General features: G+C 34.3%; 15 protein-coding genes. 8 read left to right on the top strand and 7 right to left on the bottom strand.

All coding sequences use genetic code 11. The features are described 5' to 3' along the window. Positions 1-22 precede the first annotated feature (22 nt). The 7 genes from rsmI (at position 23) to BMY96_RS04315 (ending at position 6133) form a co-directional block, all read left to right on the top strand. On the top strand, positions 23-697 hold the full coding sequence (gene rsmI / locus BMY96_RS04345; protein ID WP_092849538.1) for a 16S rRNA (cytidine(1402)-2'-O)-methyltransferase: 675 nt from the start codon (positions 23-25) through the stop codon (positions 695-697). Positions 698-712: 15 nt separating this feature from the next. Then, on the top strand, positions 713-1057 hold the full coding sequence (locus BMY96_RS04340) for a HopJ type III effector protein (protein ID WP_092849536.1): 345 nt from the start codon (positions 713-715) through the stop codon (positions 1055-1057). 45 nt (positions 1058-1102) lie between these two features. Further along, positions 1103-1681 carry a uracil-DNA glycosylase family protein gene (locus BMY96_RS04335; RefSeq protein ID WP_092849534.1) on the top strand — a complete coding sequence of 193 codons (579 nt, stop codon included), beginning with the start codon at positions 1103-1105 and terminating at the stop codon, positions 1679-1681. Positions 1682-1974: 293 nt separating this feature from the next. Further along, a complete protein-coding gene (locus tag BMY96_RS04330; RefSeq protein WP_092849881.1) occupies positions 1975-2397 on the top strand; it encodes an OsmC family protein in 423 nt (140 codons plus the stop codon). 48 nt (positions 2398-2445) lie between these two features. Continuing rightward, complete coding sequence (gene recJ / locus BMY96_RS04325; protein ID WP_092849531.1) at positions 2446-4146, top strand: single-stranded-DNA-specific exonuclease RecJ; 1701 nt, start codon at positions 2446-2448, stop codon at positions 4144-4146. Between the two features lie 19 nt (positions 4147-4165). Then, positions 4166-5434 (top strand): MFS transporter, encoded by a 1269-nt coding sequence (locus tag BMY96_RS04320; protein WP_092849529.1) that lies wholly within the window; start codon positions 4166-4168, stop codon positions 5432-5434. A 45-nt stretch (positions 5435-5479) separates the two neighbouring features. After that, positions 5480-6133 (top strand): peptidoglycan-binding domain-containing protein, encoded by a 654-nt coding sequence (locus tag BMY96_RS04315; RefSeq protein WP_092849527.1) that lies wholly within the window; start codon positions 5480-5482, stop codon positions 6131-6133. A gap of 1 nt (position 6134) precedes the next feature. Here the strand turns inward: BMY96_RS04315 and BMY96_RS04310 are convergent, their stop codons facing one another. From BMY96_RS04310 to pdxA, 7 genes are all read right to left on the bottom strand, one after another. Beyond that, positions 6135-6890 (bottom strand): UDP-2,3-diacylglucosamine diphosphatase, encoded by a 756-nt coding sequence (locus BMY96_RS04310; protein WP_092849525.1) that lies wholly within the window; start codon positions 6888-6890, stop codon positions 6135-6137. A 251-nt stretch (positions 6891-7141) separates the two neighbouring features. Continuing rightward, on the bottom strand, positions 7142-8494 hold the full coding sequence (accC, locus tag BMY96_RS04305; protein ID WP_092849522.1) for an acetyl-CoA carboxylase biotin carboxylase subunit: 1353 nt from the start codon (positions 8492-8494) through the stop codon (positions 7142-7144). Between the two features lie 85 nt (positions 8495-8579). Then, entirely contained in the window at positions 8580-9062 is a 483-nt protein-coding gene (gene accB / locus BMY96_RS04300; protein ID WP_092849520.1) for an acetyl-CoA carboxylase biotin carboxyl carrier protein, read from the bottom strand. 25 nt (positions 9063-9087) lie between these two features. Then, complete coding sequence (locus BMY96_RS04295) at positions 9088-10086, bottom strand: beta-ketoacyl-ACP synthase III (RefSeq protein ID WP_092849518.1); 999 nt, start codon at positions 10084-10086, stop codon at positions 9088-9090. Between the two features lie 182 nt (positions 10087-10268). Beyond that, positions 10269-10472 (bottom strand): 50S ribosomal protein L32, encoded by a 204-nt coding sequence (rpmF, locus tag BMY96_RS04290; protein WP_092849516.1) that lies wholly within the window; start codon positions 10470-10472, stop codon positions 10269-10271. A gap of 9 nt (positions 10473-10481) precedes the next feature. After that, on the bottom strand, positions 10482-11021 hold the full coding sequence (locus BMY96_RS04285) for a YceD family protein (protein WP_092849514.1): 540 nt from the start codon (positions 11019-11021) through the stop codon (positions 10482-10484). Between the two features lie 125 nt (positions 11022-11146). Beyond that, a complete protein-coding gene (gene pdxA, locus BMY96_RS04280; protein WP_092849512.1) occupies positions 11147-12199 on the bottom strand; it encodes a 4-hydroxythreonine-4-phosphate dehydrogenase PdxA in 1053 nt (350 codons plus the stop codon). Between the two features lie 76 nt (positions 12200-12275). On the opposite strand from pdxA, the gene BMY96_RS04275 reads away from it, so the two are divergent. Further along, on the top strand, positions 12276-12866 hold the full coding sequence (locus tag BMY96_RS04275) for a riboflavin synthase (protein ID WP_092849510.1): 591 nt from the start codon (positions 12276-12278) through the stop codon (positions 12864-12866). Positions 12867-12873 lie beyond the last annotated feature (7 nt).

Here is a 12873-nt window from a genome sequence, read left to right as displayed (position 1 = left end):
TAACCATTTCAATCACTAACACATGAGTAAACTATATATAGTTCCAACACCCATTGGAAATTTAAAAGACATCACCTTAAGGGCGCTTGAAGTTCTAAAAGATGTCGATTTAATTCTAGCCGAAGACACCAGAACCTCAGGAAAACTCTTAAAACATTTCGAAATTTCAACTCACATGCAGTCGCACCATATGCATAATGAGCATAAAACGGTTGAAAGTATCATTCAAAAAATAAAAAGCGGAACTACCGTGGCACTAATTAGCGATGCGGGAACACCAGCCATTTCAGACCCTGGATTTTTATTATCACGAGCCTGTATTGAAAACGGTATAGAGGTAGATTGCTTACCCGGAGCCACAGCATTTGTGCCGGCATTGGTAAATTCTGGATTGCCAAACGATAAGTTTGTGTTTGAAGGTTTTTTACCTGTTAAAAAAGGGAGGCAAACACGGCTATTGCTTTTAGCAGAAGAAACTAGAACTATGATTTTTTACGAAAGTCCGCATAAACTAGTAAAAACCTTAGGGCATTTTTGCGAGTATTTTGGAGAAGATAGACAAGTATCGGTATCGAGAGAATTAACAAAACTATTTGAAGAAACCATTCGAGGTACAGCCAAAGAAGTATTAGAATATTATACCAATAAACCTCCAAAAGGCGAAATTGTTGTTATTGTTGGAGGAAAAGTTAAATAGAATTAAAGTATCACAATGAATTTAGAATCGTTCAAGAAGAAATTAAAAGAAAACCCAACCGCCATAGCGTTCACCGAAACCATGAGCGTTATTGAAGAAAATTACAAATTTGAGCCTACAGCATTTAAAAACGGAACTCTAGAAAATGCCGAAGGGCAAAATTCGGGCTCTTGTAAATTATTTGCTTTTGCTAAAGCGCAAGGCTTTTCAAAAGACGAAACATTAGCCTGTTTTGGGCAGTATTATTTTGATGAGGTTTTAAAAGACCCTAATGGAACGGGACACCAAAACATAAGAAATTTTATGAATACCGGTTTTAATGGTTTAAGTTTTGAAGAGAATCCGTTAACCGAAAAATAAAACTAACAATTAGAATTTTTAATGAGTTCTAGGAGCTAAAGCTAAATGCAAGATTTACTCGATAATATAAAACAATGTACTATTTGTGCAGAGCATTTAGCTTTAGGCCCACGACCTGTGGTTTCTGCACATCCAGAATCTAAAATTGTAATTATTGGTCAAGCTCCCGGAACCAAAGTGCATGCTTCGGGAATTCCTTGGGACGATGCTAGTGGTAAACAATTGCGTAAATGGCTTAATGTTTCAACTAAAGATTTTTATGATGAAACCAAGTTTGCCATAATTCCTATGGGGTTTTGTTATCCCGGAAAAGGAAAAACGGGCGATTTACCACCGCGACCAGAATGTGCACCACAATGGCATAAAGCGCTACTTAACGAGCTTAAAAATGTAGAACTCGTTATTTTAATTGGTATGTATGCTCAAAAATATTACTTAGGCAAAGGAGCTAAAAAAACCTTAACAGAAACTGTAGATAATTTTCAAGACTACCTGCCCAAATATTTGCCGTTGCCGCATCCTTCGCCTAGAAACAGGTTTTGGCTAACTAAAAATCCTTGGTTTGAGGTTGAGGTTTTGCCGGTGTTGAGGGAAAGGGTTAAAAAATTGTTGATTACTAGTTAAAACAACTAACACTTATAACAATCTTATAATACTATTACTTAGAGTTAGCATACCATACATTTGTCTTAAATATAGACCCCTAAGAACAGATATTTCGCAAACAATATACCTATTTACTTTACACAAAGTTAATATAGTGTTCTTTCCGTAAATTACTAAAGTAGCATTTTTAAGATTAAGGTTTTAGCTTTTTAGAGGCTATATAAAACATGATTTTAAAAGTTTAGATTGTTGTTTTAGGTTTTTATGTAGTATTTTTGGTACTTACACAAAACAAAAAATACAATTTAAAAATGGCAGTTGAGGTTACCACAACATGGTTAGGAGATATGAGGTTTGAAAGTACAAACCCATCAGGACATAACTTATTTATTGATGCAGGAGAAGAAAGCGGAGGCAAAGGCGAAGGGTATAGACCAAAAGCTTTAATGCTATCGGGATTGGCAGGTTGTTCTGGTTTGGATGTAGCAGCATTAATTAAAAAAATGAAGCTAGAGGTTGATACTTTTAAAATTGAAACCGAAGCAAATTTAACCGATGAGCACCCAAAGTATTACGATAAAGTAGCCATGCATTTTCATTTTTATGGAAACAATCTAAACGAGAAAAAACTACAGCGTGCTGTAGATTTATCCATCGAGAAATATTGTGGCGTTATGGAAATGTTTCGTCAATTCGCAGAATTAACTATAGAAACACACTTTCATAAAGCATAAAAAGAAACTATTAACGTTTACTTTTTATAACAAAATTGCTATCTCTCAATGCGCTGGACATTAAAAACAGAACCTCCAAAAGAAAAAGTTGAAGCTTTGCAAAAAGCGCTTCAAGTAGATGCTATTACGGCAAAGTTATTAGTTCATAGAGGTGTTGATAATTATGAGGATGCTAAGCGTTTTTTCAGACCAAGTTTAAACGATTTACACGATCCATTCTTAATGAAAGATATGGATAAGGCTGTTACACGTATTGAACTTGCTATTGCTAATAAAGAAAACATTTTGGTTTATGGCGATTACGATGTAGATGGCACCACGTCTGTAGCTCTAATGTCTTCGTACTTAAAAACGAAACATAATTTAGTGTACACATACATTCCTAATAGGTATGACGAAGGATACGGTATTTCCTACAAAGGAATAAATTTTGCTTTAGAGAACGATTTTTCACTTATTATAGCTTTAGATTGTGGTATAAAATCTATTGATAAAGTAGCACATGCTAAAACACTAGGTATAGATTTTATTATTTGCGACCATCATAGACCAGGTGACCAAATTCCAGATGCCACAGCTGTATTAGATCCTAAACGCGAAGATTGTAACTATCCTTTTAAAGAGTTGTGTGGTTGCGGTGTGGGTTTTAAATTAATTCAAGCCTTAGCGTCCAAAGAAGGTAAAACGGCCGAAGATTTAACCGAGTATTTAGATTTGGTAGCTACAGCTATTGGAGCAGATATTGTTCCTATTGATGGCGAAAATAGAGTTTTGGCTTACTTTGGTTTAATAGTAATAAATACAAACCCTAGGTCTGGTATAAAAGCCATTTTAGACCAAGTAGAAAAAACCACCTTAACTATTACCGATGTAGTGTTTATTGTAGCGCCCAGAATTAATGCAGCAGGCCGTATGAAACATGGTAATTATGCGGTAACATTATTATCTGAAGAGGAGCCTGATATGGCTAAAAAGTACGCTGCCGAAATTAATGAGTATAATTTAGATAGACGTGAAACGGACAAACGCATTACAGAAGAAGCTCTTAAACAAATTGAAGAACAAAAAGAACAGAACCGCCTTACTACTGTTGTTTTTAATGAAGATTGGCATAAAGGCGTTATTGGTATTGTGGCTTCTCGATTAATAGAAACGTATTACAGACCAACGCTAGTATTTACAAAAAGTGGAAATAAATTGGCTGCCTCTGCACGATCTGTAAAAGGGTTTGATATTTATAATGCTTTAGGAAATTGTAAGGAACATATTGAGCAGTTTGGAGGACATAAATATGCCGCCGGTTTAACGCTAGAACCAGAAAATTACGAAGCCTTTAAAAAAGCTTTTGAAGAAGAGGTTTCTAAAACCATAGATAGAGATTTATTGACTCCTGAAATTAAAATCGATGCTCAAATTGATTTAGACGATATTACGCCTAAGTTCTATAGAATTTTAAAACAATTTGCACCATTTGGGCCTAGTAATATGACTCCGGTTTTTATGAGCAATAATGTAAAAGATACAGGCTATGGTAAATGTGTTGGTGCAGATAAAACCCATTTACGTTTAACAGCTACACAACCAAAATCGGGAACTAAAATAGTAGGTATTGGTTTTGGGTTAGGTAAAAAACTTAATAAAATTACCGATGGTAAATTATTTCGTGCTGCGTACTCTATTGATGAAAACGAATGGAACGGTAACATTAGTTTACAGCTAAAGTTAAAAGATATTAAGAAGCAAAAGTAATAGATTTTAAAACTTAATTATGGCTAAAACCGACCCCTATGCGGCACTACGCATAAAGGAGTTTAATATATTTTTATTGCTTCGATTGTTTTTAGTTTTTGGTTGGTCTATGCAATTTATTGTAATAGAGTGGCAAGTATATAGCTTAACAAAGGACCCTTGGAGTTTAGCCTTAATAGGAGCTTGCGAGTTTATTCCAGCTTTTTTTATGGCGCCATTTTCTGGTCATATTGTAGATCAAAAAGAGAAACGAAACCTATTAGCGGTTTGTATAGCTGCTTTTTCTCTAATTAGTTTAGGCCTTTTTTTATTAACAACCAATATGGTAATAACGACTTGGTCCACAAACTATATTTTATATTCAATTTATGCACTTGTGTTTTTTGGTGGGTTTTTGCGCTCCTTCTTTGGGCCTGTTATTTTCTCTTTAATAGCTTTAATTGTTCCTAAAAACATACATCCTAATGCGGCCACATGGAGCACGAGTACCTGGAAAACGGCAGCGGTTTTAGGTGCGCTTTTTGGAGGGTTTTTTATTAGTTGGATGGGTGTTCCAAATACCCTATGTGTTGTATTTATTTTAGTAGTTATTGCGTTTTTATTAACTTTTTTAATAAAAAGGAAGCCTATTTTAAATAAGAAAATTGGAGAACCGGTAAAAGAAAGTTTAAAGGCGGGTATTTTATTTGTATTTCATAACAAAGCGATACTAGGCGCTTTATCTTTAGATATGATTGCGGTGTTATTTGGTGGTACTGTTGCCATATTAGTCATTTTTGCACAAGATGTTTTAAAGGTAGGAAGCCAAGGTTTAGGTATTTTAAATGCATCAATATCTTTCGGAAGCATTATTACCATGTTTGTTACTACCTACATTCCTATAAGTAAAAATACGGGTAAAAAACTGCTTGTTTCAATTTTTATATTTGGTTTAAGCATGATAGGTTTTGGCTTGTCGTCTGTTTTTTGGGTAAGTGTTTTAATGTTGTTTATTAGTGGTGCAGCCGATGGCATTTCTATGGTAATTCGTCAAACTATATTACAGTTAAAAACGCCAGACGAAATGCGTGGTCGAGTGTCTTCGGTCAATTCTATGTTTGTAGGGTCTTCTAATGAATTGGGAGCGGTTGAAAGTGGTGTGGCCGCTAAATTAATGGGGCCCGTTGCTGCTGTAGTTTTTGGTGGTATTATGACCTTGATTACTGTTATCGCCATTGGAATAAAAAACCCTGTACTGCGAGATTTAGATTTAACTGCCGATATAGAGGAAAATAAAACATTACTATAGTTATTTTCTTTAATTATATTTACGCTAACAAAACGAAGATAAAAAATGAAACAGATTATCATATTTTTACTGGTTATTATTGTGTTGGCTATAGGTTACAATATCTATAAGGAACACAAGCGTTTTACGCCTCCAGAGTATGAGTATGTTACAAATAAAAATATTGATTTAAATTACCATGACAGGTCTTTTTTATTGAATTATTACAAGGCCGTTGAAGATTTAAATGGACATGTAATTACGCAATGGAGTGCAAATGGCATAGATGTAAGAAACTCGGATAGTGATGATGAAGAGGAATTAGCGGCTATTTCTAAATATACAGACAAACTGGGTGCTGTAAAGTTTTATGAAGATCAATTAGTAAAATCTAAAACTTTAAAAGATAGTGGCTTAACCAATGCTAATATTAAGTTGTTAGAAACCAAAGGTATCAGTATAGCTGAATTTGAAAAAGAAAAAGTACAAAGTAAATTAATAGCCCTTTTTAATGATAATATCTCTGAGTTAAGGGTTGGGCAAAAAAGTGTTTTCGTTTATGAACTTCAAAAGCTATTGGTAAAAAACGGTTTTGATATTCCTGTTGATGGCTTATACAAAACCATTACACGAGATGCGATTTTATCGTTTGAAGAAAAAAACGGACTGTTTCCTGATGGTAAAGTAGATTTATTAACCTTTGAAGCTTTATTGAAATAGCTTACTTATACTCTTTAAGTTCCATGTTTTCGCCATCGAAAACGCCATAGGTGTAATACTGAATCCAATCGCCTAGGTTAATATATTTTGACGTATCGTTAAGGTCGATATTTAAAGGTAAATGTCTGTGACCAAATACAAAAAAATCGCGATGTTTGTCTTCTAGTTTTCTTTTGCAGTATTGCACGAGCCATTCGTTATCCTCACCAAGAAATTTTGCATCGTCGTCGCCAGAAATAAGTTTGTTTTTTACCGATAAGTGTTGTGCCATTCGTACGCCTAAATCTGGGTGCAACCACCTAAACAGCCATTTACAAAATGGGTTTGTAAATACCTTTTTCATACGTTTATAGCCTTTGTCTCCAGGGCCTAAACCATCGCCATGACCTATAAAAAAGGTTTTGTTGTTAAAGGTGAATTCTTTTGGTTTATGGTATACGGGTATATTTAGTTCTTCTTCAAAATAGCCATTCATCCAAAGGTCATGATTACCCACAAAATAGTAAATAGGAATTCCAGAATCGCTAATTTCGGCAAGTTTACCAAAGGTTCTTGTAAAGCCTTTTGGTATTACGGTTTTAAACTCCATCCAGAAATCGAATAAATCGCCTAAAAGAAATATGGCTGCAGCATCGTGTTTAACTTCGTCTAACCAAGCTACAAACTTTTTTTCGCGAGGAAAAGAAGCCGCTTTGGTTGGTGCACCTAAATGATTATCTGAGGCGAAATATATTTTTTTCCCTTTTGGAATTTGCATGCGTAAATATACTAATTCCTGAGCATGCTAGATTATTTGATTTTAATATTTTGAAAATTACTCAAATTTATAAGTACAAAAAAGTTATATAGTGTTCGAGTATTAAGTTTTGTGTAGTAAATCAAATAATTCTACTAAAATAAAAAATAAAAATAGTATCGAAAACAAGGTGTGTTATCAAGTATAAACATAGAGTAAATATAAAGGTTGGAACAAAAAAACTCCGGAATTACTTCCGGAGTTTCATTTATTTATTCTTCAACTTGCTTTTCCATTACAAAATCTTCCATAAACTTAGTGGTATAGTTTCCTGATATATAATCTGGATGATCCATTAATTGTCTATGGAATGGAATAGTTGTTTTAATGCCTTCTATAACGAACTCGTCTAAAGCACGTTTCATTTTATTAATGGCTTCTTCTCTAGTTTGCGCTGTTGTAATTAACTTCGCAATCATAGAATCGTAGTTTGGCGGAATGGCATATCCTGCGTAAACATGTGTATCTAAACGTACACCATGACCTCCTGGAGCGTGTAATGTTGTTATCATACCTGGTGATGGTCTGAAATCATTAAACGGATCTTCGGCATTAATTCTACATTCGATAGAATGCAGTTTTGGCGTATAGTTTTTACCCGAAATTGGCACGCCAGCGGCTACAAGAATTTGCTCGCGAATTAAATCGAAATCGATAACTTGCTCCGTAATTGGGTGCTCTACTTGGATACGTGTATTCATTTCCATAAAGTAGAAATTACGGTGTTTATCAACTAAAAACTCCACTGTTCCTGCCCCTTCATACTTAATATATTCTGCTGCTTTTACTGCTGCTTCACCCATTTTTTTACGAAGTGCCGTAGTCATGAATGGCGATGGTACTTCTTCAGTTAATTTTTGGTGACGACGTTGTACAGAGCAATCTCTTTCTGATAAATGACAGGCTTTTCCGTTAGAATCGCCTACAATTTGAATTTCGATATGTCTTGGCTCTTCAATAAGCTTTTCCATATACATATCGTCGTTTCCAAAGGCTGCTTTAGATTCTTGTCTTGCAGAATCCCAAGCGTCTTTAAGATTTTCTGGTTTAAAAACACCACGCATACCTTTACCTCCACCACCGGCAGAAGCTTTAAGCATAACTGGATAGCCGGTTTCCTCGGCTAATTTTTTACATTCTTCGAAATCTTTGATTACGCCATCACTACCTGGTACACATGGTACTCCGGCAGCTTTCATGGTTTCTTTGGCATTTGCCTTATCTCCCATTCTATCAATCATTTCTGGAGATGCTCCGATAAATTTTATACCGTGCTCTTCACAAATTTTTGAAAATTTAGCGTTTTCTGATAGGAATCCATAACCTGGATGAATGGCATCTGCATTGGTAATTTCTGCTGCAGATATAATATTAGACATTTTTAAATACGACTCACTACTTGCTGGTGGTCCTATACAAACGGCTTCGTCGGCAAATTTAACATGCAAACTAGATTCGTCGGCTGTAGAGTATACTGCCACCGTTTTTATGCCCATTTCTTTACAGGTTCTAATAACACGAAGTGCTATTTCTCCTCTATTGGCTATTAATATTTTTTTAAACATACCTTTTAAATTAAAAATTACAAATTCCAACCGCCAAATTCCAAATATTGGATTTAGAGATTTGTTTATTGGAATTTTTAATAGGTTATGATGGGTCTACTAAAAATAATGGTTGATCGAATTCTACCGGAGAAGAATCGTCTACTAAAATTTTAACTATTTTTCCTGAAACTTCAGATTCAATTTCGTTGAACAGTTTCATGGCTTCAATAACGCAAAGTACATCACCTTCTCCAATAGTTTGACCTACCTCTACAAATAAAGGTTTATCTGGAGCTGGTTTTCTATAAAAAGTACCAATTATAGGTGATTTGATTGTAATATATTTTGAGTCTTCTGAAGCTGCAGGAGCTGCTGCTGCTGCTGGAGCTGGTGCTTCGGTAACTGGTGCTGCAGAAATAACGGGTTGTGGTTGTAGTTGAGCTGCAGGAACCTGATGTACGATTGTAGTATCTGAATCTGATCCTGTTCTAATGGTGATTTTTATATCGTCCATTTCTAGTTTAACCTCACTTGCACCAGATTTGGCAACAAATTTAATTAAGTTTTGAATCTCTTTAATATCCATATTATTACTAATTAGTTAGTGGTTATTATTTTGAATTATAGGCCCATTTTAAATAAATGGCTCCCCAATTGAATCCTCCTCCAAAAGCTGCAAATATAACATTATCTCCTTTTTTAAGTTGCGATTCGTAATCATTTATAAGTAAAGGCAAAGTAGCAGATGTTGTATTTCCATATTTTTGTATGTTCATCATCACCTTACTATCCTCTAGTTCAATTCGTTGTGCCGTAGCATCAATTATACGCTTATTTGCTTGATGGGCAGCCAACCAATCCACAGAATCTTTTGTTAAATTATTTCGCTCTAGAATTTTAGCGGCAGCATCAGCCATATTAAATACCGCATTTTTAAATACTGTTCGTCCTTCTTGAAAAGCATATTGGCCGCCTTGTTCTAGAATTTCGGCTGTTAATTTAAAAGATGAGCCCCCATAAGTGGCTTGTAAAAATTCTCTTCCTGTACCATCACTTCTCAAATACTCATCTTGAAGTCCTAAGTTTTCGGTGTTAGCTTCGAATAAAACTGCTCCTGCTCCGTCGCCAAAAATAATACATGTTGCTCTGTCTTTATAATTAATTATAGAAGACATTTTATCGGCTCCAATTAGCAATACGTTTTTATAGCGACCAGATTCAATATAGCCTGCAGCTACAGACATACCAAATAAAAAGCTTGAACATGCAGCATCCATATCAAAAGAAAAAGCATTTGTTGCTCCAATTTCTGAAGCCGTATAAGATGCTGTCGATGCGGCTTTCATATCGGGTGTTGCAGTTGCAACAATAACCAGCTCTATTTCTTTTGGGTCTAACCCTTTTTTATTAATTAAGTCTTGTGCCGCTTTTATAGCTAGGTACGATGTTCCCTTTCCGTCATCTTTAAGAATGCGACGTTCTTTAATCCCTGTTCTAGAGGTAATCCATTCGTCATTTGTATCAACCATAGTTTCAAGAATTTGATTGGTTAATACATATTCTGGCACATAAGCGCCTACAGCTGTAATGGCTGCTGAAATTTTACTCATACCTTTTAAGTTTGTTTGACCAAAAAATGGCTAAAATTCGGACAAAACCGCCCAATATTTCATGAAAACTACTAAATTTTGGCCTAATAATATACAAATTACGCGTTTTTGTGATTTAGAAAAAGTATTTCATAAAAAAAACGCTCATAAATGAGCGTTTTATATATGCATGCATAATATAATTATGCTACGTTTTCAATTTCTGAAGAATTGTCAATTAACACTTGACCTCTGTAGTATAATTTTCCTTCATGCCAGTGCGCTCTGTGATATAAATGAGCCTCACCTGTTGTTGGGCATGTAGCAATCTGTGGCGCAGTTGCTTTGTAATGTGTTCTTCTTTTATCTCTTCTTGTTTTCGAGATTTTTCTTTTAGGATGTGCCATTTTATATGTTTATTTATCCGTTAATAATTTCTTTAATGTATTCCAACGAGGATCGATATCCTCTTCTTTTTCTTTTTTCTCTTTAAGCTTTGGGCTTAATTCTTCTAACTTATCAAGTATTTCAGAATCTAACGTACCATCTTCAACTCCTGGATGAATTCTTTTTATTGGTACAGCAAGTATAATTAATTCATAAATATACTGCTGGATGTTAACTTCGTAAGTACCATGAGGTAAAATTAAAATATCAATATTTTCATCGTTATACTCATCGCCAAACTTAACAACCAAGTCAAATTCATTTTCTACAGGTTGATTAAACGGCTCGTTTGTTAAATCGCAGTTTATATTAACCCATCCAGAAATTTTAAAATGTAACTCTAATAATGTTGACTTTTTATCTAAAACAAGATCAACATTTATGTTTACGTCATTAAAATCTTCATACTCAAAATGTTCAAAGAACGCTTGCTCAACTTTGTACTCAAAATGATGTTTTCCTACCTTTAATCCTACAAACGGGATTGTAAACTCTTTTAATAGCTTCATAACCGCATCTATTTTGAGCCTGCAAATATATAAATTTTTATTTACCTAGCACGAGTTATCAACATTTTTTTAATTATGTTTTTACAGCGCTCTTTTTATTAACTTTTAAACTAATAATCAACCAATTAACGATGTACTTTTCTAGGGGCTTTCTTTAGTGGATTTGCAGTGAGTTGTTCATAACTCGTCCTGTTTCTATAAATACTAATGGCACTAAATACTGCTTCCTTAAATGAATTTTCGTCGGCTACTCCTTTACCTGCTATTTCGTAGGCTGTACCGTGATCTGGCGATGTTCGTACCTTGCTTAATCCGGCAGTATAGTTAACACCTTGACCAAAAGACAGCGTTTTAAACGGTATTAAACCTTGATCGTGGTACGATGCAATAATGGCATCAAAATTCTTGTAATTGTTAGATCCAAAAAAACTATCGGCAGCATAAGGACCGTAAACTAATTTACCTGTATCCTTTATTTTTTTTAATGTTGGTCTTAGCACATCGTCATCTTCGGTACCTATTACACCATTATCTCCCGTATGCGGGTTTATACCCAAAACAGCAATTTTTGGTCTTTCTATTTTAAAATCTTTTTTAAGCGAATTATAAACTGTACTAATTTTTTGCTCAATTAATTCTGGAGTTATATGAGTAGCTACATCTTTAACAGGTACATGATCGGTTAATAAACCAACCCTAAGCGTATCTGTAATCATAAACATTAAACTTTCGCCTTCTAGTTCCTGCGCTAAATAATCTGTGTGTCCAGGGAATTTAAAATCTTCAGACTGTATATTATGTTTGTTAATAGGAGCCGTTACCAAAACATGAATGTCATTTTCTTTCAAGGCCTTTGTTGCTGCTTCTAAAGATTTAATGGCAAAATTTCCGATTTTAATATCTTCTTTTCCAAATTCTATTTTAACAGGCTCTTTCCAACAATTAAGAACATTCACTTTATTATGAACTATTTGACTAATACTGTTTATTATATTGAAATTAATTTCCGACTTAAAATGCGATTTAAAAAAAGTCATAGCTTTTGCCGAAGCAAAAATTACGGGTGTGCAAAAATCTAAAAACCTTGGGTCTTCGAAAGTTTTTAAAATAATTTCACCGCCAATTCCATTTAAGTCACCTATAGATATACCTACAATTATATTTTCTTCTTCGTTCATTAGAAATGACAACTTTTGTTTGTAATTTTGAAATTCTTATACAAGCGCAAATTTAACCAAATAAACAAACAATACTATGTTTACAGGAATTATTGAAAATATTGGTGTGGTTTCAGATTTAAAAACCGAATTGGAAAACCTTCATATAACGATAAAAAGCACCATTACTCCTGAACTTAAAATAGACCAAAGCGTGGCTCATAATGGGGTTTGCTTAACCGTGGTAAAAATAAACAACGACGAATATACGGTAACAGCAATAAAAGAAACGCTTGACAAAACAAGTATTGGAACGCTTAAAGTAAATGATAAGGTAAATCTTGAACGCGCTATGAAACTTGGCGATAGGTTAGATGGCCATATTGTACAGGGCCATGTAGATCAAACAGCCGAATGCATAGCAATTAAAGAAGAGAATGGTAGCTGGGTATTTACATTTAAATATGATAGTGGATTAAACAATATTACTATTGAAAAAGGGTCGATAACGGTTAACGGTACAAGTTTAACTGTAGTAAACTCTAAAAAAGATACTTTTAGTGTGGCTATAATACCATACACTTATGAGCATACAAATTTTAACACTTTTAAAATTGGAACGCTTGTAAACTTAGAGTTTGATGTTTTAGGAAAATACGTTGCAAAGCTTGTTAGCTTAAACAAATAACAGCTAT

The sequence above is a fragment of the Algibacter pectinivorans genome (assembly GCF_900112595.1).
Taxonomy (GTDB): domain Bacteria; phylum Bacteroidota; class Bacteroidia; order Flavobacteriales; family Flavobacteriaceae; genus Algibacter_B; species Algibacter_B pectinivorans.
This window is presented reverse-complemented; position numbering and strand designations above follow the sequence as displayed.

What these genes read in the sequence shown, in the direction of transcription:
- accC (WP_092849522.1), bottom strand. Translation starts at nt 8,494, where the DNA reads ATGTTTAAAAAAATATTAATAGCCAATAGAGGAGAAATAGCACTTCGT.
- recJ (WP_092849531.1), top strand. Translation starts at nt 2,446, where the DNA reads ATGCGCTGGACATTAAAAACAGAACCTCCAAAAGAAAAAGTTGAAGCT.
- BMY96_RS04330 (WP_092849881.1), top strand. Translation starts at nt 1,975, where the DNA reads ATGGCAGTTGAGGTTACCACAACATGGTTAGGAGATATGAGGTTTGAA.
- pdxA (WP_092849512.1), bottom strand. Translation starts at nt 12,199, where the DNA reads ATGAACGAAGAAGAAAATATAATTGTAGGTATATCTATAGGTGACTTA.
- BMY96_RS04340 (WP_092849536.1), top strand. Translation starts at nt 713, where the DNA reads ATGAATTTAGAATCGTTCAAGAAGAAATTAAAAGAAAACCCAACCGCC.
- BMY96_RS04310 (WP_092849525.1), bottom strand. Translation starts at nt 6,890, where the DNA reads ATGCAAATTCCAAAAGGGAAAAAAATATATTTCGCCTCAGATAATCAT.
- BMY96_RS04335 (WP_092849534.1), top strand. Translation starts at nt 1,103, where the DNA reads ATGCAAGATTTACTCGATAATATAAAACAATGTACTATTTGTGCAGAG.
- rpmF (WP_092849516.1), bottom strand. Translation starts at nt 10,472, where the DNA reads ATGGCACATCCTAAAAGAAAAATCTCGAAAACAAGAAGAGATAAAAGA.
- rsmI (WP_092849538.1), top strand. Translation starts at nt 23, where the DNA reads ATGAGTAAACTATATATAGTTCCAACACCCATTGGAAATTTAAAAGAC.
- BMY96_RS04285 (WP_092849514.1), bottom strand. Translation starts at nt 11,021, where the DNA reads ATGAAGCTATTAAAAGAGTTTACAATCCCGTTTGTAGGATTAAAGGTA.
- BMY96_RS04315 (WP_092849527.1), top strand. Translation starts at nt 5,480, where the DNA reads ATGAAACAGATTATCATATTTTTACTGGTTATTATTGTGTTGGCTATA.
- BMY96_RS04295 (WP_092849518.1), bottom strand. Translation starts at nt 10,086, where the DNA reads ATGAGTAAAATTTCAGCAGCCATTACAGCTGTAGGCGCTTATGTGCCA.
- BMY96_RS04275 (WP_092849510.1), top strand. Translation starts at nt 12,276, where the DNA reads ATGTTTACAGGAATTATTGAAAATATTGGTGTGGTTTCAGATTTAAAA.
- accB (WP_092849520.1), bottom strand. Translation starts at nt 9,062, where the DNA reads ATGGATATTAAAGAGATTCAAAACTTAATTAAATTTGTTGCCAAATCT.
- BMY96_RS04320 (WP_092849529.1), top strand. Translation starts at nt 4,166, where the DNA reads ATGGCTAAAACCGACCCCTATGCGGCACTACGCATAAAGGAGTTTAAT.